Consider the following 21753-nt stretch of genomic DNA (forward strand, 5'->3'; position numbering starts at 1 on the left):
TTTATTCTTTCTAATTCGAGAACATCATTGCGGTTAGCAGAAAGTCCAATGCCAAGACCGACAAGGAAGAGATCACTACCGTTCGGGTGGTTGCCTGCGATACACCTTCAGGCGTAGGTTTTGCCTCATAACCTTGATACAGGGCTATAAAAGTGACTGCTACACCAAAGACCATACTTTTAATTAAGCCATTGCCAATATCTGAAAAGAGGTCTACACCGCCTTGCATCTGCGACCAGAAGGCACCAGAATCTACCCCAATCAATGGCACGCCAACAAAGTAGCCGCCCATCACACCAACTGCAGTAAAGATCGTTGCCAAAATTGGCATAGCGATTATTCCTGCCCAGAGACGTGGCGCAATCACACGACTTAACGGGTCAACCGCCATCATCTCCATAGCACTTAACTGCTCCCCAGCCTTCATCAGACCAATCTCTGCCGTAAGAGATGTGCCTGCGCGACCAGCAAATAACAATGCAGTAATGACTGGACCTAATTCACGCGTCAAGGAAAGCGCTACCAGCAACCCCAATGCCTGCTCAGAACCATAACGATTAAGCGTGTAATACCCCTGCAAGCCCAGAACAAAACCAACAAACAAACCTGAGATAGCAATGATCACAAAAGAGTGATTACCAACAAATAAAATTTGATCAGAAACTAAGCGCGGTCTTTTCAACAAAAAACCAGAGCGCCAAATCACAGCAATAAACATGCGCGCAGCATGACCAAGGCTTGTTAGATTGCGGCGTACATAAAATCCGAGGTCGCCCAAAAGGTCTATAGCTAGATGTAATATCGTCATTTCACTACCACCCCAAAATCTTCTTCCAGACTCTGCCCGGGATAGTGAAATGGCACAGGACCATCGGGTGCAGCATCTAAGAACTGACGCACAAATGGATCAGTTGAGCGATTAAGCTCCTCGGGTGTACCTTTGGCAGCAATCTTCCCATTGGCAATAAAGTAGACATAGTCGGCAATTTCAAATGTCTCTTCAACATCATGTGTTACCAACAAACTAGTGGCACCTAGCGCATTGTTTAAATCACGAATTAATCTTGCCGTAATACCCAAAGAGATCGGATCCAAACCAGCAAAGGGTTCGTCATACATGATCAACGGTGGATCAAGCGCTATCGCGCGTGCCAATGCAACACGTCTTGCCATTCCGCCTGAAATTTGCGAGGGCATTAAATCACGCGCGCCCCGTAAACCAACTGCATTAAGTTTCATGAGGACCAATGAGTGCAAAAGCTCTTCAGTCAGATTTGTGTGCTCACGCAACGGGAATGCGACATTCTCGAAAACGCTGAGGTCTGTGAATAAGGCGCCGAACTGGAACAACATGCCCATACGACGGCGTGCGCCCATCAATTGGGCTGAACTCATCTTGCCAATATCTTGGCCCTCAAAAAGCACTTCGCCTGATTGAGCGCTAAATTGGCCGCCAATTAATCTCAGAATAGTAGTCTTGCCGCAACCAGATCCGCCCATCACTGCAACGACTTGACCCCGACGAAATTCCATACTCAACCCAGACAAAATTTGTCTTTCGCCAGGCGCATAAGAAAAGTTGACGTCTTTAATAGAGACGACAACTTGGTCTTGGGCTTGTCCTACAGCTTTTTGATGTGCAGTCAAAGAATGGGGTTGGCTACTATTCATATCCCCGATATTATCGGGGAAGAACAGATGACCCCATTAAATACTCGTCAACCGCCTGAGCACACTGACGACCTTCACGAATGGCCCAGACTACTAGTGACTGCCCGCGACGCATATCGCCTGCAGCAAACACCTTAGCAACGTTAGTTTGATAGGCTTTTTGACCATCTACGGTAGCTTTTGCATTACCGCGCGCATCTTTTTCAACGCCAAAAGCATTAAGGACTTGTTGCGCTGGAGACACAAAACCCATGGCCAAAAAGACTAAATCTGCCTTAATTTCAAATTCAGAATTTGGCATTTCTGTCATCTTGCCATCTTTCCACTCCAGACGAACACAGATAAGCTTCTCTAATTTGCCGTTTTTACCCTCAAAACGCTTGGTAGCAACAGACCAATCACGCTCGCAACCTTCATCGTGCGATGAGGAGGTACGTAATTTAGTTGGCCAATAAGGCCATACCAATGGCTTGTTCTCTGCCTCTGGTGGTTGTGGCATTAGTTCAAATTGAGTTACTTTTGCTGCGCCATGACGATTTGATGTGCCAACACAGTCAGAACCAGTGTCGCCACCACCAATAACTACGACATTCTTGCCGGCCGCTGAAATTTCATTTTTGAAATCGCCGGCATTTTCTTTGTTTTGTGGAATCAAAAATTCCAGTGCGTAATGCACCCCAGCTAACTCACGACCTGGCACAGGTAAATCACGTGGTTGCTCTGCGCCGCCAGTAATCACTACCGCATCAAAATCTTTCATCAACTGTTCTGGAGAAACTGTTTTGGTTGAGTAATTTTTAACCTCGGAACCAATTGCTTCCTTACCAACAAACACGCCAGTCTCAAACTTGACGCCTTCCGCTTGCATTTGCTCAACGCGACGGTCAATCAACCATTTTTCCATTTTAAAATCAGGGATGCCATAACGAAGCAAACCGCCAATGCGATCATTCTTCTCAAAGACAGTGACATCGTGACCAACGCGAGCTAATTGCTGTGCAGTTGCCATACCAGCAGGGCCGCCACCAACAACGGCAACTTTTTTGCCCGTCTTCGTTTTTGCTGGCTGCGGCTTAACCCAACCATTCTCCCAACCCTTATCAATGATGGCATGCTCAATAGACTTAATACCCACGGCGTCACTATTAATGCCTAAGGTACAGGCCGCCTCGCAAGGCGCCGGGCAGATGCGGCCAGTAAATTCTGGGAAGTTGTTGGTTGACTGCAGTACATCCAATGCATTTTGCCAATCACTATGAAATACTAGGTCATTAAAATCAGGAATGATGTTATTTACTGGGCAACCGTTATTGCAAAATGGAATGCCACAGTCCATGCAACGTGCACCCTGAACTTTTGCCTCTTCATCCGTTAAGGCAATAACAAACTCTTTGTAGTGATGGAGGCGTTTAGTAGGAGCTTCATAAGTTTCACTTACGCGCTCAAACTCCATAAATCCTGTGACCTTACCCATATTGAATCCTTAGTATCTTTTCTGAATGTCTGTATTAATTAACTAAATTAAGCGGCAACAGTTTTATTCTGTGCTTTTTCCCACAACTCACCTAATGCACGTTTGTACTCGGTTGGAAGCACTTTCACAAAACGATCGCGAGCATTTTCCCAGTCAGCTAAAAGTGCTTTTGCACGCTCCGAACCAGTGTGACGGAAGTGACGCTCAATTAGGCCCTTCAGAATTTGCTCATCAGTTAAACGCTCGCCACCATCTTTAACATCGACAGGGGCATGCCACTGTGATTGAGGGACCTTGGCAATTTGCTCGGCAGACGACAATACTTTTTCAAGAGTAGCCATACTGGTATTGCAACGTTTATCAAATAGACCATCTTCGTCATATACATAAGCAATACCGCCACTCATTCCCGCTGCAAAGTTACGGCCGGTTGCGCCCAATACCACTACAGTGCCGCCAGTCATGTATTCGCAACCATGATCTCCAGTGCCCTCGACTACGGTAGTAGCGCCAGAGTTACGCACGGCAAAACGTTCTCCAGCTACGCCATTGAAGAAGGCCTCACCACCAATAGCACCGTAAAGCACAGTATTGCCAACAATAATATTCTTGGCAGTATCACCACGGAACTCATGCGGTGCACGCACAATCACACGACCGCCAGATAAACCTTTGCCAACATAGTCATTACCATCACCCACCAAATCCAGTGTGACACCGTGTGCCAAGAAAGCAGCAAAACTTTGCCCAGCGGTACCATTTAACTGAATGTGGATAGTGTCATCAGGCAGGCCAGCATGGCCATAACGCTGCGCAATCTCACCGGAGAGCATTGCACCGACCGTACGATTAACGTTCTTGACAGGAACAATGAAAGAAACTTTCTCGCCACGCTCAATTGCAGGCTCACTCTTCTCAATCAAGATGTTGTCAAGTGCGCTTGCTAAACCATGATCTTGTGTAAGAACTTGATAACGTGGAACATCTGCGGGTACTTGTGGCGCAGCAAAAATTTTACTGAAATCCAAACCATGGACTTTCCAGTTATCAATACCTTTGCGAGTATCCAAAAGATCAACGCGACCAATCAGGTCATCAAACTTACGAATACCCAACTGCGCCATGATTTCACGAGCCTCTTCTGCAACAAAGAAGAAGAAGTTCACAACGTGCTCAGGCTTGCCAGCAAACTTTTTACGCAATTCTGGATCTTGGGTTGCAACACCCACTGGGCAGGTATTCAAATGACACTTACGCATCATGATGCAACCCTCGACAACTAATGGTGCGGTTGCAAAACCAAATTCATCTGCGCCTAACAAGGCACCGATCACCACATCGCGACCAGTTTTCATTTGACCGTCAGCCTGAACACGAATGCGGCTACGCAAACGATTAAGCACCAATGTCTGTTGTGTTTCTGCTAAGCCCAATTCCCAAGGGGAGCCAGCATGCTTAATGGAAGATAAAGGGGATGCACCTGTACCGCCATCATGGCCAGCGATTACCACGTGATCTGCCTTTGCTTTAGCAACACCAGCAGCAATCGTACCAACACCAACCTCTGAAACTAGCTTTACAGAGACATCGGCGACTGGATTTACATTCTTCAAGTCATGAATCAATTGAGCGATATCTTCAATTGAATAAATATCATGGTGCGGAGGTGGAGAAATCAAACCAACGCCTGGCACTGAATACCGCAATTTCCCAATGTAATCAGAAACTTTACCGCCAGGCAATTGACCGCCTTCACCGGGCTTAGCGCCCTGTGCCATCTTGATTTGCAGTTGGTCAGCCGAACGCAAATACTCTGTAGTAACACCAAATCGTCCAGAAGCGACCTGTTTAATTTTGGAGCGCAATGAATCACCATCCAACAAAGGAATATTGGCTTCAACCACATCACTGCCCAGGATGCTAGCTAAAGTCTCACCCTTCTTAATCGGAATTCCTTTGAGTTCATTCACGTACCGGTTTGGATCTTCACCGCCTTCTCCAGTGTTGGACTTGCCGCCGATGCGGTTCATCGCAATAGCTAAAGTGGCATGAGCTTCAGTGGAAATAGATCCAAGCGACATCGCGCCCGTAGCAAAACGTTTTACGATTTCTTTTGCGGACTCAACTTCATCCAAGGGAATTGCTTTGGCTGGGTCAATCTTGAATTCAAACAACCCACGCAATGTCATTTGACGCTTACTTTGGTCATTAATAATGTTGGCGTACTCTTTGTAAGTCTGATAGCCCTTTTCAGCACCAATACGAGTCGAGTGTTGTAACTTGGCAATGGTGTCAGGCGTCCACATATGGTTTTCACCGCGGATACGGAATGCATATTCGCCACCAGCCTCAAGCATATTCGCCAGTACCGGATCGTCACTAAACGCCCCAGCATGCATACGCAAGGCTTCTTCAGCCACCTCAAATACACCGATACCGCCAACATTGGAAGGAGTACCTTTGAAATACTGATCAATCACATCATGATTTAAACCAATCGCTTCAAAAATTTGCGATCCGGTATAGGACATATAAGTAGAAATGCCCATCTTAGACATCACTTTTTGTAAGCCCTTACCAACTGCTTTGACAAAGTTTTTAACTGCTTTTTCAGCCGACAAATCGCCAGATAAACCTTTAGCCATCTGGGCCAAAGTCTCCATTGCCAGGTATGGGTGGACTGCTTCAGCGCCATAGCCAGCCAAAAGTGCAAAGTGATGTGTCTCACGCGCACTTCCCGTTTCAACTACCAAGCCTACGCTGGTACGCAAACCTTTTTCAACTAAATGCTGATGAATTGCAGACGTTGCTAACAATGCAGGAATTGCTACATGCTTTGCGTCTACCTGACGATCGCTGACGATCAAGATGTTGTAACCAGAACGAACTGCATCAGCAGCCTCTGCACAGAGAGAGGCCAAGCGCGCCTCAATACCTGCCTTGCCCCATGCTGCTAGATAACAAATATCCAATTCATACGAACGGAACTTGCCGTTGGTGTAATGACCTATATGGCGAATCTTCGTCATATCGTCAAAATCTAAAATTGGCTGACTGACCTCTAAACGCATTGGCGGATTGATATTGTTGGTATCAAGTAAATTGGGTTTAGGCCCAATAAACGATACCAATGACATCACCATATTTTCGCGAATGGAATCAATCGGGGGATTGGTAACTTGCGCAAACAACTGTTTGAAGTAGTTATAAAGTGGCTTGTTCTTATTTGAAAGAACTGCTAAAGGGCTGTCATTGCCCATCGAACCAATGGCTTCTTCACCATTCATTGCCATCGGCGCCATCAGGAACTTAATATCCTCCTGGGTATAGCCGAAAGCTTGCTGGCGATCTAGCAATGATGCAGCTGGGCGTATGACTTTTTTCTCATCAATAATGTCGGCCTTACCAGCGTCAACTTCATCCAACTTGACGCGCACAGCATCAATCCAACTCTTATATGGTTTTGCTTTTGAAACGGCATTTTTCAATTCCACATCATCAATAATGCGGCCCTGCTCCATATCAATCATGAACATCTTGCCTGGTTGCAAGCGCCATTTTTGAACAATCTTGTTTTCCGGAATTGGCAATACACCGGCTTCTGATGCCATGATGACTAAGTCGTCATCTGTCACGTAATAGCGTGCGGGACGTAAGCCATTGCGATCCAAAGTTGCGCCAATTTGGCGACCATCAGTAAACGCCATAGCCGCCGGACCATCCCATGGCTCCATCATGGCTGCGTGGTATTCATAAAAAGCTCGGCGGTTCTCATCCATCAATGTATGTTGTTCCCAAGCCTCTGGAATCATCATCATCATGGCCTGTGCTAGTGGATAACCAGCCATTACCAATAGCTCTAAGCAGTTATCAAAGCAAGCGGTATCAGATTGACCTGGGTAAATTAGTGGCCAAAGTTTTTTCAAGTCATCGCCTAATACAGGCGAACTAACAGCACCTTCGCGTGCATTTACCCAATTGACATTTCCCTTGACGGTATTAATCTCGCCATTATGAGCAATCATGCGGTATGGGTGCGCCAACTCCCAGGCGGGGAAAGTATTTGTCGAAAAGCGTTGATGCACTAAAGCCAATGCTGACACAGTTCGCGGATCTTTTAAGTCCTCGTAATAGGCGCCCACTTGGTTTGCCAGGAGCAGGCCTTTATAAACAATAGTACGTGCCGACATTGATGCAACAAAATATTCTTTGCCATGCTTCAGATGTAAATCTTGAATAGCATGACTAGCTGTTTTACGAATCACATACAACTTACGCTCAAGCGCATCCGTGGTCATAATGTCACGACCCCGGCCTATAAAGATTTGACGGATGAATGGCTCAGTCTTTCTAACCGTTGGAGACATCGGCAATTTCACATCTACTGGCACATCCCTCCAGCCCAATACAGCCTGACCTTCTAGACGTACTGTGCGCTCCAACTCTTGTTCACAGGCTAAACGTGAAGCATTTTCTTTTGGTAAAAAAATCATGCCAACACCGTATTCGCCAAATGGTGGCAAAGTCACGCCTTGTTTGGCCATTTCATCGCGATAGAGCGTGTCCGGAATTTGAATTAAGATTCCGGCTCCGTCACCCATTAAAGGATCAGCACCGACAGCTCCCCGGTGATCTAGATTCTCCAAAATCTTCAAACCCTGAGCAACGATTTCGTGCGATTTTTTACCTTTGATATGCGCGACGAATCCTACGCCGCAGGCATCATGCTCATTTCGTGGGTCATATAAGCCCTGAGCAATTGGTCGTAGATCTGTAATTGATTGTGTAGTCATAGTATTTCCGAGCGGCAACAAAGGCCTGATTACTTTTGGAAGATCAAATATAGGTGAATACCCATAACGACGCAATAGAAATAAAATGAGTCTGTCCCATTTTTTTAGTAAGAGCACCAAAATGAATTACTTAAATAGGGACAGAGTCGATAATGTGCTCAATATTCTAGCGCTGCCTTCCGCACTAAAAAATCTCTAAGGTATTGAAATAAATGACTTTATTTTTCTTGGTCGGCCACGATGGCGTATTTGAGCTATTTCAGGTCTGTCCTTGAATAACTTTTTAGCGTAAATATCACTCACCCAAGGCTTAGAACGAATGAGTGATTCTGTTATCTGCCGATCTTCCCAGTGAGGCGCGCCCTCTTTGACGAAATTAGCCCAGCTCATCTGTCTTTCAAAAGGGGTATTACCCAGCATCCAAAAATGTTGATGATCAACCAACCAAGGCTCAGAGTTTCCGCCGATATGACTTGTAAAACTGGTCCATGCCGAATCCTGTGGGGCGGACTCAAAACCTGTTCTGACGGGATTAAGCTCAATATAGCGCTGACAACGCAGAAAATAGTCTGGGTCAATTAGAGAAGAGCGATAACGCCCCTCCCAAATAGTTCCGGAGCGATGATGTTGCTGATTGAAATACTGCGCATAACGCCTACCCAATGACTGCATTGTTTTTGCTAAGGAATCTTCATGCTGAGGGGTCATTAATAAATGTACATGATTAGGCATGAGCGCAAAAGCGTGAACTGAACAAGAGTATTGTTTTGCTGCATCACGCAGCCAGTCTAAATAAACTTCTCGATCATGCTCGTTATAGAAAAGCATTTCACGATTATTGCCGCGTACCATGACATGCATTGCCTGGCCAGGAATAACAGTGCGCGCCTGCCTAGCCATAACTTGAGCGCTTACTGAAGTTCGCGCACGCCACCATTAGGGGCAAACTCTGGGATAAACCAGTCACCATCAGCTTGCGTTACACCGGTTGGTATCTCGCGATTTTCTTGTGGCTTATCTTTTAAGGCTGTTGTCATGTAAGAAATCCACATTGGCAATGCCAAACCGCCACCGGTCTCGCGATCGCCTAAACTCTCTGGCTTATCAAAACCAATCCAAGAAATTGCCACCACCTTAGGGTTATATCCAGCAAACCAAGCATCGTGTGAATCATTGGTAGTACCTGTTTTTCCAGCAATATCGTTCCGCCCCAATTTGGCTCTAGCGCTTGCTGCAGTTCCTGTCTTAGTCACCTCTTGCAACATACTATCCATCACAAAGGCAGTGCGCGCATCCAACACCCGCGGCGCGCCATCTCCAACTCGAACGGGTTTAGCTTCAAATATAACAACACCTTTTGAGTCAACCATCCTATCAATTAAAAAAGGATCGACGCGATAACCTCCATTGGCAAATACGCTGTAGGCTGTAGCCATTTGGAGTGGTGTCACAGAGCCCGCACCCAAAGCCATTGTTAAATAAGGGGGGTGCTTCTCTGGATCAAAACCAAAACGCTGAATATATTCCTGCGCATAAGATGGGCCAATTGCCCTAATCAATCTAACCGAAACAACGTTCTTTGATTTAGCTAAGGCCGTACGTAAACGCATCATGCCTTCGTATTTGCCATCATAGTTTTTAGGCTCCCATGATTGACTGCCAGTCTCTAAACTGCCAATCGATAAGGGTGCATCGTTAACCATTGTGCTGGGTGTAAATCCCTTCTCAAGACCTGCTGCATAAATAAACGGTTTAAATGAAGAGCCTGGTTGACGCAATGCTTGTGTTACATGATTGAATTGGTTGCGGTGGAAATCAAAGCCGCCAACCAATGAAAGAATCGCACCCGTCTCTGGATTCATAGAAACAAATGCTGCCTCCACCTGAGGGAGTTGGGCCAACTTCCAAATACCCGGCTCGGCCTGCAGGAGCCTTACAACGGCACCTGGGCGTAAACGTTTTTTAGGTTGAGAGCTATCAGTTAACGATGCGGAAGCTAATCTCAATGCATCGCCCTTTAAGGTAATGATATCGCCCGTAGAAAGCATGACTTGCATTTCCTTTGGCTTGGCATCGAGCACTACTCCTGATTGGAGATCATCTAATTGAGGATAGGAAAGCAAGGCCTCATCAATTGCGCGCTGCCTCTTTACTGCATCCTCAGGGAGATCAATAAATCCTTCTGGCCCGCGATAAGCATGGCGTAAGTCGTATTCAAAAATCCCGCGACGTACCGCCTTATAGGCTGCGTCTTGGTCTGCTTTGAGGATGGTCGTATAGACATCGACCCCCTGTGAGTAGATTGCATCGCCATACTGTGCAAGCAATATCTGCCTCACCATCTCAGATGGAAAATCAGCGCGTGTGCTGAATTCATTTCCCAAACCTCGAATATGCAACTCCTCAGCCATCGCCTTTTGGTACTGTTCAGGCGTAATGTAAGACAGGTCGCGCATCCGCTGCAGAATGTATTCCTGTCGTATTTTTGCCCGCCGGAAATTCGTCACAGGGTTATATGCCGAAGGTGCCTTTGGTAAACCCGCCAACATAGCAGACTCAGCAATGCTGATATCTTTTAGATCTTTACCAAAATAAATTTGTGCTGCGCTGGCAAAGCCAAATGCGCGTTGGCCTAAAAAGATCTGATTCATGTAGATTTCTAAAATCTTATCTTTACTTAATTCAGACTCTATTTGCCACGCCAATAAGATTTCATAAATCTTACGACTGAATGTTTTTTCATTACTCAAAAAGAAGTTACGGGCGACTTGCATCGTAATTGTGGATGCACCTTGCGCTAAATGGCCTCGCAAATTAGCTACCCCTGCCCTCAAAACACCTACATAGTCAACGCCGCCATGAGAATAGAAACGATCATCCTCAGTAGCGATCACTGCATTCCGCATGCTCAAGGGAATTTCGCTTAGCGGAATCACTTTACGGCGCTCTTCGCCAAACTCACCAATAAGGACTTTATCTGCGGTATAGATACGCAAAGGCGTTTTGGGGTTGTAATCTACCAGCGCAGAAATCTTAGGCAAATTAGGCTTGGCAATCAGAAAGGCGTAGCCCAGGATCAAGGTAAATACCAAAGTACAAACTACACCAATAATCAGTAAGGCTTTGACCAGAGGATTACCTCTGGACTGCCCATTGGTAGCAGACTTCATTCCAAACTGACGGGGGCGTCTATCTGGAAATCTATTGGACCGCTGATTTAGCGGTGGCTTGTCTTTTGGGGGGAGAGCCATAAGCTCAAATTATAGGGTGCTTAGTCTTTTTTCCTAAAACTTCAGACCAATAGAGCTCGAAAATTCTTGCGGGCTTTTTCTGACACAAGGAACAGGCGAATCTGATGGCTTTTCTCTGCGGGCAACTGAACAATGAGATATGCCCAGCCGACATATCTCGCCTCAATCATTTGATGACATTCTGAGTGAATTAGGGGATGACCCAGCCATTCCGGATCCCCATGGCATACGCAAATCTCCCGCGCCAAAAGATGGCTTTAGTTCAAAGCCAAAGCAGGTAAAGAATGACTTTCTCGACAATCTCCATTTCCAGGTAAAAGGCGGAAATTTAGGTCTTTATTTTCTTATCATCGTTATCGCTATTGCCCTAGCGGTCATGATCTTCTTTGTTCTCGATTCCTTCAAAACTAATTCTCAGCTTGTGCTTGAAAGAACCCAAAGTCAGATCACAGAGCTCAAAAAAGAGCTCACACAGTACCGTGCTGATGCAGAAAATATTGAAGCTGAATTATATGGAGCAATCGATGAATTAGAAGTGAGCGTTCACTCTAAAATGATCCTATCACCCCAAACCAAGTTATCCAACACCCCTAAAGCCGACCCACATGAATCAGAACTGCGCCGTTGGCGCTATTTAGGCACGGCTCAAGTTGGCGAAACTCAGCAGGCCTTTTTTCAATCCAGCAAAGCCAGATTAACCTTGCAACTCGGCAGCCAAGCTTTGGGTGACTGGCAGCTTTCTGGGATTCAAAAGGACCGAGTAACGCTAGTCAACCCTAAAGGTAAATCCCTCACTTTGAGAACAACAAAAGCCGAATGAAAACACCTCTCTTTAAGATTCAAATTTGCATAGCGTCTTTTGCTCTCACCATCAGTTTTTCAACGAGTTTAGCCTCGGTAACTTTCCAACCTCAGAGTACGCAAGATGCGCCTATTAGTTTGCAATTCACAGATATTGAGTTATCTGAACTTCTCCAGATTCTAGCCAAAATAGGGGGGACCAACTTTATTTTGAGCGAATCTATCAAAGGCACAATATCTGTTGACCTCAGCAATACGCCTTGGCAAACAGCACTCCATTCAATCATTGCGAGTAGGGGTCTACGATTAGCCCGAAACGGCGATATTTACTGGATTGGTCCGCATTCAGAAATACAGGCATTTCAAAAATTCCGCAGAGAAGATGCAGCATTACCATTTGGGGGAGACCATATTAATAGCCCGAGGCAAATTCTCATTGAAGCCCGAATAGTGGAAGCAGATCAACGGTTCGCTCGCGAATTAGGCATGAAGCTTGGATATCAATTCGGCGGGATCGGCGAGCACTCCGACCAAAAGCTTAGCAGCAACATCGATCTAGCGGGTACCGGACTGAGCGGCTTTAATCCAGCAAACCTTGCGGCAACTCTGATTTCAAAAAATGCAAGCCGCCTTTTACAAATTGAGCTTTCTGCCCTAGAAACAGAAGGTCAAGGGAAAATTCTCTCAAATCCTCGCATCATGACCGGCGATCAAGTCAAGGCCACAATTGAGCAGGGTACAGAGCTGCCCTATCAAACTACCTCTCAAAGTGGCGGCAAATTGCAGTTCCGCAAAGCAAACCTACGGTTAGAGGTTTTGCCTAAAATTCACCCCGATGGGAAGATCTCAATGCTAGTAGGCATCAATAAAGACACTATTGGCATGAAAACTGAGCAAGGCTATGCAATTGATACCAAGAACCTCAGCTCTGAAGTAACAGTGGAAAACGGCGGCACAGCCATCATTGGGGGTATTTTTCAGACCACTGAACGCGAAGATGAAGTCAAAGTCCCCTTATTGGGTGATATCCCCCTCTTAGGCCACTTATTTCGACATAAATCAAAATTAGAAGATAAAACTGAGCTACTAGTCTTTTTAACTCCTACCATCCTTGATAAACCCTAATAAAATCCAAGGATGAATTCTTCATCCAACAATATCTTTCTAATCGGCCTGATGGGCGCTGGGAAGTCGACCGTTGGAAAAGTGCTGGCCAAAAAATTGGGGCGCCGTTTTTTGGATGCAGATCATGTGATTGAAGAGAGATGTGGGGTCAAGATTCCAGTGATCTTTGAGATGGAAGGAGAGGACGGCTTTCGAAAGCGCGAGGCACAAGTCATCAATGAAATTTCATCCGAACACAATATTGTTTTAGCAACCGGCGGTGGCGCCGTCCTGCTTCCAGAAAATCGCAAAGCCCTTAGCGAAAGGGGTCTTGTTATCTACCTTCACGCAAACCCCACCGAACTCTGGCACCGTACTAAAGGTGGGGAAGGCAGGCCACTTCTCCGAAATGGTGATGCCAGAAAAATTCTAGGGGATTTATATGCACTTCGCGACCCCCTATACCGAGAAATATCGGACCACGTGATTGAGACTGGCAAACCCAGCGTTAATCAATTAGTCAACACACTCATCATGCAGCTTGAACTTTCCGCCTGAAATTTTTTATGAAAACACTTGAAGTAGATCTCGGCAGCAGAAGCTATCCGATTCACATTGGCACAGACCTAATTGATCAACCAAAACTCTTTAGCGCTTGCGAGAAAGCCACTTCGATTTATATCGTTACCAATACAACGATTGAACCTCTGTATGCCGATCGCCTCACACAAACATTAGAAAAGCTCGGTAAGCCCGTTAGAAGAATTATTTTGCCCGATGGCGAGTCTTATAAAGACTGGAAAAACCTACAACTAATATTTGATGCCCTACTAACCCATGGGGCTGATCGCCGAACCATGCTGGTCGCCTTGGGAGGCGGGGTTATTGGCGACATGACTGGCTTTGCAGCGGCTAGCTTTATGCGTGGCATTCGCTTCATTCAAGTACCCACGACTTTATTGGCACAGGTTGATTCTTCTGTTGGTGGCAAAACTGGCATTAACCACCCACTTGGCAAAAATATGATTGGCGCATTTCATCAACCCGAAGCCGTCATTGCAGATTTAAATACTTTAAAAACACTCCCACCCCGAGAGCTCTCGGCTGGACTTGCAGAAGTCATTAAGCATGGCGCTATTGCTGACGCCCAATTTTTAGATTGGATTGAAACGAATACAAAAGCCTTGCTAGCTTGTGATACAGACTCAATGGCTCATGCAGTATTACGCTCTTGTGAAATCAAATCCGCCGTAGTTTCTGCAGATGAGCGAGAGGGTAGCATTCGCGCTACGCTTAACTTTGGACATACCTTTGGTCATGCTATTGAAGCAGGAATGGGCTATGGTGAGTGGTTACATGGTGAGGCAGTAGGCTGTGGAATGGTATTGGGAGCTGACCTGTCCTGTCGACTTGGGCAAATCACTCAAACAGAAGTTGATCGACTAAAAAATATTATTCAATCTCTAGGCCTTCCAATCCAGCCGCCAAAATTTGGTTCTAAGCGCTATATGGAACTCATGCAGGTAGATAAAAAAACTGAGGGTGGGACAGTTCGCTACGTTCTTTTAGAAAAAATCGGCAAAGCCCACATCAAAAGCGTGTCCGACACAACCGTCATTGAAACACTCAAAGCTACTGGCGCAGATTAGTTTATTCAAAGTTACCTTAGCAAATCGATTTTTACCGCTTTGCCTGCCTGAGAACTAGCAAATTCAGATAGGTCACCCAACAACTCGCGGCCAGTTTTGGTGTCCAGCCATAATGGTGCAGTCGTTGTACCCGCCCAACGATAGTGATACCCGCCTGACTTGGCTGCCACCCAAATCTCGTGCAATGGTGGCTGGGTATTAACTACGATAACGCTACGATCGCGGAAGCGAATATTAATAACGTTACCCCCCTGACGCTCTATATCCAAATCCAGATCCAATGCATCATCAGCAGCTTCTAAAGCCACCTCAATAGAGTGCAGTAAATTAGCCCCCAATTGATAAAATTGCTTGTCATCAATCTGCTCTAGAGTTGCATTATTTAGATTTGTTTGAGAGTCCTGCATGCTATATTCAATCATTCGTTTTAGAGACATTCATGATAGCGATTCTTATAAGAGCACTCAGCATTAGCATCCTAATATCCCTTGTGGGATGTGGGGTTAGAGGAGCGCTTTATTTACCCAGCACCCCACCCGCTCCCGTAGCCCCAAGTGAGCCTGAACCCAAAGGTAAGCTGTACCCACCCCTAGGCTCCAGCGAAACCACCCCTTCTTCGGCAAAGTAATGAATAGCTCCGCAATTCCTCTTCCTAAATTATCTGGCTTTTCAGAGCGTAATGGCGCTTGGTATGTAGAAGAGACCCCCTTAGCCGATCTAGCAAAAGAGTTTGGGACACCACTCTATATTTATAGCAAAAAAGCACTTACCGAGGCCTATGAAGCTTATGACCTTGCTTGCGTTGATGCAAAGGGCAAGCGTCGCGCCCGCATTCATTTTGCAATGAAGGCCAATAGTAATTTGGCTGTGATTGATTGCTTTAAAAAGTTAGGCGCTGGATTTGACTTGGTCAGCGGCGGTGAATTAGCTCGTGCTTTAGCCATTGGGGCTGACCCTAAAAGCTTAGTATTTGCCGGTGTTGGAAAATCTGGAGAAGAGATCTCGCAGGCGCTAAAAGTTGGCGTTAAATGCATTAATGTTGAATCGATTGCAGAGCTACACAAAATTAATCGCGTTGCCCAAGAGCTCAATTGTCGCGCGCCTATCTCCTTGCGCGTCAATCCAGATGTAGATGCTCAAACTCACCCATATATTTCTACTGGCTTGAAAGGAAATAAATTTGGCATTGCCTATCACGAAGTTTTAAAAACATATCGTGAGGCAGCTCTACTTTCTCAAATTGATGTAGTGGGGATTGATTGCCATATTGGCTCGCAAATTACCACGACTGCGCCTTACTTAGATGCCCTTGATAAAGTATTAGACCTTGTTTCGCACCTTCACAGAGAAGGCATTGAGATCCACCATCTGGACCTTGGTGGCGGACTTGGAATTTCTTATGGCGAAGAGTCCCCTCCTGATATCACTGCCTTTACAAACACACTGCTTGATCGCGTTGCAGAGCGTGGCTTTGGGCATTTAGATGTAGTGCTTGAACCAGGCAGGTCCTTAGTGGGCAATGCTGGCGTTCTATTAACTAAAGTGGAATACCTCAAGCCTGGTGCAGAGAAAAACTTTTGTATCGTCGATGCTGCCATGACTGAACTCATGCGCCCCGCTCTTTATGAGGCATATCACGGCATTGTTCCGGTAACAACCAAAGCAGTTAAAAGCTCGACCTATGACATCGTGGGTCCGGTTTGCGAATCTGGTGACTGGCTTGGCAAAGATCGTAATCTTGCGATTGAAGAAGGAGATCTTTTGGCCATTCTATCTGCCGGTGCTTATGGCTTTGTTATGGCCTCCAACTACAACACTAGACCTAAACCAGCTGAAATTATGGTTGATGGAAAAAATGCTTATGTCATTAGGTCTCGCGAGACCATCAAGAATCTTTTTAGTACGGAAAGTCTTTTGCCAAAATAAGAAAAGTTGCCTTGCAAGAGCTTAATTTGGGCAATAAAAAACCCCGCTTTATTTAGCGGGGTTTTGTTTTTTAAGTACTGCCGTATTAATGCAGGCCAGCCATGTAATCTGCAACAGCCTTCATTTCAACATCTGAAAGCTTGGTAGCAATAATTGTCATTTGTGAGCTGTTCTTGCGAATACCGTCACGGAAAGCCAACAACTGGGCATTGGAATACTCAGCCCACTGCCCGCCTTGGCGTGGATATTGCGCAGGAATACCGGCACCATTTGGACTATGGCAGGCAGCACAGGCTGGAACACCCTTCGATGCAATGCCACCACGGTAAATACTCTGACCCAGTTCAATAGTGTCTTTATTTTGCGCAACACCTTGTGATGGAGCCTGCTTAGAGAGGTAGGCAGAAATGTTGAACATATCTTGCTCTGTCAGGGTTGCGGCCATACCCATCATGATTGGGTTTGCACGACTACCCTCTTTAAAGTTTTTTAATTGCTTGGTGACATAAGCTGCATGCTGGCCAGCCAACTTAGGCCATGTACCAACAGCGCTCTGGCCCTTAGGACCATGGCAAGTAATACAAGCTACAACCCCGCGAGTGGAGTCGCCAACGTTATACAGGGCCTCGCCAGCGGCTGGATCACTTGCAGGCTTGCCTGGGACCACTGGAGCTTTAGCTTCTGCAGCTGGAGCCATGGGAGCGGCATCTGCAGCAAAGATTGGGCCTGAAACCCCAATCAGAGCGAAAATGGATAGAGCGACAAAACCAGCACGTAAGCTAGTTAATTTGGAGATTTGAGAGCTTTGACGCATTATGTTTACCTTGGCAAAAATTCCTAAAAGTGTTTGGGCCCTACATTTATAACCTTTTACCCAACACCATGAGATATTTCATGATTTTGCGTGATTTTACAATAGCTTCAGGACATGTCTAAACTCTTTCAAGCCCGCTTTGCAACCACAGTCAATGACACCCATTGCCTGCCTGGGACTCCTTTGCGTGAAGTAGCCTTTGCCGGTCGCTCAAATGCGGGCAAATCCAGCGCTATTAATGTCCTTTGCAACCAAAAAAGATTGGCTTTTGCCAGTAAAACGCCTGGACGCACCCAACATATCAATTATTTTGGTCTTTTCGCCAAGGATGATCTTTTAGCCTATTTAGTGGATTTACCTGGCTACGGTTACGCTGCAGTCAATCGTGAAACCAAATACCACTGGAATACGCTCCTGAGTGATTACTTACAAGAACGTCAGCAGCTGGTTGGAATGGTGCTTATTGTTGACTCCCGTCGCGGCATTACCGATTTAGACGAACAAATGATTCAATGGTTCGTGCCAACTGGCAAACCCATCCATATTTTGCTCAGTAAGTGCGATAAGCTCAATAAGAGTGAATGCAAACATGCTCTTGAGGCAGTAACAAAACAATTACAGCAATACGATCCAGCCCTCCCAGGGGGAACAGGAGAGTCTAAGCAACTTACGGCACAACTATTCTCCAGTACAAAACGTATTGGACTTGAAGAGGCAGATAATTTAGTGATTAAATGGTTATTTGAAGCAGAGGCCCAAGAAAATGAAACCACACTCTAAATCTTTATTACACTTTCCAGCCCATCGCCCACGTCGCATGAGGCGTGATGATTGGTCGCGTCGTTTAATGCAAGAACACAGTGTAAGTGTCAGCGATCTCATTTACCCAGTATTTTTGCTGGAGGGCGCCAATCAATCGCAAGCCGTTGCCTCTATGCCAGGTGTAAATCGCATGTCATTAGATTTGCTTTTACCCGTAGCTCAGGAGTGCGTTGCATTAGGCATCCCTGTAATGGCCTTATTTCCCGTAATTAATTCCACCTTAAAAACACCGGACGGCAAAGAGGCTTTCAATCCCAATGGCTTAATACCAACGGCGGTAAGGGAGCTAAAAAAACGCTTTCCCACATTAGGCATCATGACTGACGTTGCCCTAGATCCATATACCAGCCATGGGCAAGATGGTGTTTTAGATTCTGAAGGTCGCCTTCTCAATGATGAAACTACTGCCATTTTGGTACAGCAAGCAGTGGCACAGGCTGAAGCAGGTGTTGATATTGTTGCCCCGTCTGACATGATGGATGGTCGCATCGGGAAAATTCGTGAGGCGCTCGAAAAGCAGAATTTAATTCATACTCGCATCATGGCTTACTCAGCCAAATATGCTTCAGCTTTTTATGGCCCATTTCGTGATGCCGTTGGTTCTGCAAAAAATTTAGGTAAGGCTGATAAAAAAACATATCAAATGGATTCTGCAAATAGCAATGAGGCCATTCATGAGGTTGCGCTTGATATCAGCGAAGGTGCCGATATGGTGATGATTAAACCAGGTATGCCTTATTTAGATATTGTTCGAAGAGTTAAGGATGCTTTTGAGTATCCGACTTATGCATACCAAGTCAGTGGTGAATACGCCATGCTCAAAGCTGCGGCACAAAATGGCTGGCTAGATCACGATGCTGTCATGATGGAATCCTTACTAGCGTTTAAACGCGCTGGGGCAGATGGCATATTGACTTACTTCGCGATCGAAGCAGCTCAACTTATTAAAGGAAATAAGTAAGCATTATTTCTCAGACGCCTTTTTGAGGCGCTCGAGAAAACGTTGTGGCGGCATATAACCAATCACACGCCGATCTTTTTGCTCTTCTGAATTTAGATCAAATATCAAAATTCCAGGCGGGCCAAATAAGCCGAAATGTTTTAGCAGGGCCTGGTTATCTGCACTATTTTTTGTGACATCAGCCTGCAATAAAACGAATTCTTTTAATTGCTTTGCGACATCGGGATTTTGAAAGGTATTTACTTCCATTTCTTTGCAACTGATACACCAGTCAGCATAAAAATCAAGTAATACTGATTTGTTCTGTCCATGCGCTTTTATAAGCTCACGATTTAGATCATCTGGCGACTGAATAATAGTAAAACGTAGATCGCTGCCTATTTGACGGCTTAACTGATTATTATCCCCCTGATTAAGTTCTAGCTTTCCAGTCTTTTGGAAAAGGGGCATGGCAATCCAAAGGGCTGTTGCAAGCAATAAAACACCTAAAGTACGTTGCAAATAGATCATCCAGATTCCCGTAGAGGGAATCAAGATGCGCGCTTCAATGGCTATAAATAAAAGTGGTAGCCCCATCCCCAGCGCCATGACAAAGAGTAAGCTGGCGCCTAGGGACATTGATCCCGTTTGCGCTATAAATGCCAATACGCCTGCCAATGGGGCTGTAATACAAGGGCTAGCAACTAAGGTGGAAATTCCGCCTAAAGCAAATGCACCAAGCAAACTACCCCCCTTTTGGCGCCCCGCAATGCGATCAATATGCTGGTGCCATGATTGGGGCAATCTGAGGTCATACAAACCAAATAGACTGCCTGATAAAGCCATAAGAAGCAAGGCAAAGCCTGCTAATGCAAGAGGGCTCTGCATAGCCCTCTGCACGCTTCCGCCTAGAGCAGCCATTAATACGCCCGCCAGAGCATACATGAGTGCCATTCCCAGGACATAAGCAATTGCCAACATGCTTGCGCGAGGTTTAGATATAGCTCGCCCATTCTGCGTTCCAAAAATTACACTCGACAAAATCGGCAACATGGGTAATACACACGGGGTGAAGGCTAGAGCCAACCCCAAGATAAAGAAAGCCAAGAATAGGTAAGTAGTGGATGTATTTGCAAGAAAACCGTTGATGGCATTGATGTCATCGCGCTCACGCCATAAATCCAGTAGGCCCAATTCTTTCGGTGCAGAGGAGCTACTAGCATCTTCGAGATCCTCTGGAATGGGTGAGGCCTTAACACCTGGAGCAGTTAATAAAAACTTCAATGTCATGGGCGGATAGCAAATGCCAGCCTCCGCACATCCCTGCAATCCAAGCTCTAAATAAAGTGGCTTGCCTAGCGCAACCTTTGCATCAAAAGATATCGTAAACGGCTGTTTATATATCAGCAATGTTTTCTGAAAGGTCTGATCAAACTTTTCCACGCCAACAGGCAAAGAGGGTTTGTATGTAAGGAGCTTATTAAAATCTGAGCCAGCCTGAAAATGCAAAGACTCTTGATAGATGTAATAACCCCTAGCTGGTGAGATCTGAATTTCTATCTGGCTTGAGTTTTCGAGCCATGTAGCATCAACACGAAAAGCTTTTTCTGGTTGCAAAAAGTCGGTAGCGGCAAATGCTTGCCCTGCCAACAATAAGAAGGGCGCAATTATCTTAAAGAGTTTGTGCATCAATTTCATAATCCTGAATTTACCTCGGCCCAAACCCACTGACCATAAGCCTGATCATATTCGGCTGGCGTAAGCCCTACAAGCTCAGGTAAATCATAAGGATGGTTGCTTTTAATAAAAGCACTAATCTCATTCCACTTCACTAGAGCGGTTTTGGCTGAGAGGGTTACTTCCTGCTCTTCGCAAATTTTTCCATTCCAATGGTATACCGAATGTACACCTTCATTAATCTGCACGCATGCAGCTAAGCGCCGCTCAATCAATGAGCGGGCCATCAACTGTGCATCGCCAAGGTTTGCAAAACTCGTCAGGACGATCAGGAGTTCAGTGGATTTAATTGCAGCCATGGTGTATTTATACCTGTATAAATGAAAAAAGCCAGACCGAAGCCTGGCTTTTCATCTTGCTGAAGAGCTTAAGCCTCTTCAACTACAGCTGTTTCATCAATCTCTGGACGGTCTACCAATTCAACCAATGCCATTGGCGCATTATCGCCATGACGGAAGCCAAATTTCAAAATACGAAGGTAGCCACCTGGTCGTGTTGCATAACGTGGGCCGAGCTCTGTAAAGAGTTTAGCTACGATATCGCGATCACGAGTGCGATTAAATGCCAAGCGACGATTTGCTAAGTTATCTTTTTTACCCAAGGTAATTAAAGGCTCTACAACCATGCGCAATTCTTTTGCTTTTGGCAAAGTGGTTTTAATCACTTCGTGCTCCAAAAGAGAATTGGACATATTGCGCAGCATCGCCAAGCGATGTGATGATGTTCTGTTTAGTTTGCGTAAGCCGTTTCCGTGACGCATGATGCTTCCTT

Annotated in this window: 19 protein-coding genes; 8 read left to right on the plus strand and 11 right to left on the minus strand. The window is 45.7% G+C overall.

What is annotated here, in order from left to right:
- Positions 1-10: 10 nt before the first annotated feature.
- The 6 genes from mlaE to ICN46_RS03235 form a co-directional block, all read right to left on the minus strand.
- Positions 11-808 carry a lipid asymmetry maintenance ABC transporter permease subunit MlaE gene (gene mlaE, locus ICN46_RS03210; protein WP_216204430.1) on the minus strand — a complete coding sequence of 266 codons (798 nt, stop codon included), beginning with the start codon at positions 806-808 and terminating at the stop codon, positions 11-13.
- Positions 805-1671, minus strand: a complete 867-nt coding sequence (locus ICN46_RS03215) for an ABC transporter ATP-binding protein (RefSeq protein ID WP_255538719.1) — start codon at positions 1669-1671, stop codon at positions 805-807. The genes mlaE and ICN46_RS03215 overlap by 4 nt, the downstream gene beginning before the upstream one ends.
- 10 nt (positions 1672-1681) lie before the next feature.
- Complete coding sequence (gene gltD, locus ICN46_RS03220; RefSeq protein WP_216204434.1) at positions 1682-3145, minus strand: glutamate synthase subunit beta; 1464 nt, start codon at positions 3143-3145, stop codon at positions 1682-1684.
- Positions 3146-3192: 47 nt separating this feature from the next.
- The gene (locus ICN46_RS03225) at positions 3193-7938 is read right to left on the minus strand and encodes a glutamate synthase-related protein (RefSeq protein WP_216204436.1); all 4746 of its coding nucleotides are present in this window, start codon (positions 7936-7938) and stop codon (positions 3193-3195) included.
- Positions 7939-8133: 195 nt separating this feature from the next.
- On the minus strand, positions 8134-8838 hold the full coding sequence (locus tag ICN46_RS03230) for a transposase (RefSeq protein WP_216204438.1): 705 nt from the start codon (positions 8836-8838) through the stop codon (positions 8134-8136).
- Positions 8839-8849: 11 nt separating this feature from the next.
- Positions 8850-11108, minus strand: a complete 2259-nt coding sequence (locus tag ICN46_RS03235; RefSeq protein ID WP_524538584.1) for a penicillin-binding protein 1A — start codon at positions 11106-11108, stop codon at positions 8850-8852.
- 220 nt (positions 11109-11328) lie between these two features.
- Here ICN46_RS03235 and ICN46_RS03240 point away from each other — a divergent pair, with 220 nt between their 5' ends.
- The 4 genes from ICN46_RS03240 (at position 11329) to aroB (ending at position 14743) form a co-directional block, all read left to right on the plus strand.
- Entirely contained in the window at positions 11329-12009 is a 681-nt protein-coding gene (locus tag ICN46_RS03240; protein WP_216204444.1) for a hypothetical protein, read from the plus strand.
- Between the two features lie 191 nt (positions 12010-12200).
- Positions 12201-13115: a secretin GspD/PilQ domain-containing protein gene (locus ICN46_RS03245; protein ID WP_255538720.1), complete on the plus strand. Its 915-nt coding sequence runs from the start codon at positions 12201-12203 to the stop codon at positions 13113-13115.
- Positions 13116-13127: 12 nt separating this feature from the next.
- Positions 13128-13652 carry a shikimate kinase gene (locus tag ICN46_RS03250; protein WP_216204450.1) on the plus strand — a complete coding sequence of 175 codons (525 nt, stop codon included), beginning with the start codon at positions 13128-13130 and terminating at the stop codon, positions 13650-13652.
- A gap of 8 nt (positions 13653-13660) precedes the next feature.
- The gene (gene aroB / locus ICN46_RS03255) at positions 13661-14743 is read left to right on the plus strand and encodes a 3-dehydroquinate synthase (RefSeq protein ID WP_216204452.1); all 1083 of its coding nucleotides are present in this window, start codon (positions 13661-13663) and stop codon (positions 14741-14743) included.
- 11 nt (positions 14744-14754) lie between these two features.
- On the opposite strand, the gene cyaY is transcribed toward aroB, so the two are convergent.
- Positions 14755-15165, minus strand: a complete 411-nt coding sequence (gene cyaY / locus ICN46_RS03260; protein WP_255538722.1) for an iron donor protein CyaY — start codon at positions 15163-15165, stop codon at positions 14755-14757.
- Between the two features lie 17 nt (positions 15166-15182).
- On the opposite strand from cyaY, the gene lptM reads away from it, so the two are divergent.
- Together lptM and lysA are read left to right on the plus strand one after the other, a co-directional pair.
- Positions 15183-15371 (plus strand): LPS translocon maturation chaperone LptM, encoded by a 189-nt coding sequence (gene lptM / locus ICN46_RS12130; protein WP_223146567.1) that lies wholly within the window; start codon positions 15183-15185, stop codon positions 15369-15371.
- The gene (lysA, locus tag ICN46_RS03265) at positions 15371-16669 is read left to right on the plus strand and encodes a diaminopimelate decarboxylase (RefSeq protein WP_216204456.1); all 1299 of its coding nucleotides are present in this window, start codon (positions 15371-15373) and stop codon (positions 16667-16669) included. Before lptM ends, lysA begins: the two co-directional genes overlap by 1 nt.
- A gap of 85 nt (positions 16670-16754) precedes the next feature.
- Here the strand turns inward: lysA and ICN46_RS03270 are convergent, their stop codons facing one another.
- Positions 16755-17483 (minus strand): c-type cytochrome, encoded by a 729-nt coding sequence (locus tag ICN46_RS03270; RefSeq protein WP_216204461.1) that lies wholly within the window; start codon positions 17481-17483, stop codon positions 16755-16757.
- Between the two features lie 114 nt (positions 17484-17597).
- Here ICN46_RS03270 and yihA point away from each other — a divergent pair, with 114 nt between their 5' ends.
- The gene (yihA, locus tag ICN46_RS03275; RefSeq protein ID WP_216204463.1) at positions 17598-18263 is read left to right on the plus strand and encodes a ribosome biogenesis GTP-binding protein YihA/YsxC; all 666 of its coding nucleotides are present in this window, start codon (positions 17598-17600) and stop codon (positions 18261-18263) included.
- Complete coding sequence (gene hemB, locus ICN46_RS03280) at positions 18247-19266, plus strand: porphobilinogen synthase (protein ID WP_216204467.1); 1020 nt, start codon at positions 18247-18249, stop codon at positions 19264-19266. Before yihA ends, hemB begins: the two co-directional genes overlap by 17 nt.
- A gap of 3 nt (positions 19267-19269) precedes the next feature.
- Here the strand turns inward: hemB and ICN46_RS03285 are convergent, their stop codons facing one another.
- From ICN46_RS03285 to rplQ, 3 genes are all read right to left on the minus strand, one after another.
- Positions 19270-20934 (minus strand): protein-disulfide reductase DsbD, encoded by a 1665-nt coding sequence (locus ICN46_RS03285; protein ID WP_255538724.1) that lies wholly within the window; start codon positions 20932-20934, stop codon positions 19270-19272.
- Positions 20935-20939: 5 nt separating this feature from the next.
- Entirely contained in the window at positions 20940-21281 is a 342-nt protein-coding gene (gene cutA / locus ICN46_RS03290) for a divalent-cation tolerance protein CutA (protein WP_216204473.1), read from the minus strand.
- 68 nt (positions 21282-21349) lie between these two features.
- Positions 21350-21742, minus strand: a complete 393-nt coding sequence (gene rplQ / locus ICN46_RS03295; RefSeq protein WP_216204476.1) for a 50S ribosomal protein L17 — start codon at positions 21740-21742, stop codon at positions 21350-21352.
- Between the last annotated feature and the right edge of the window lie 11 nt (positions 21743-21753).

This window comes from Polynucleobacter sp. Latsch14-2 (assembly GCF_018881925.1).
In the GTDB taxonomy this organism is placed as follows: Bacteria; Pseudomonadota; Gammaproteobacteria; order Burkholderiales; family Burkholderiaceae; genus Polynucleobacter.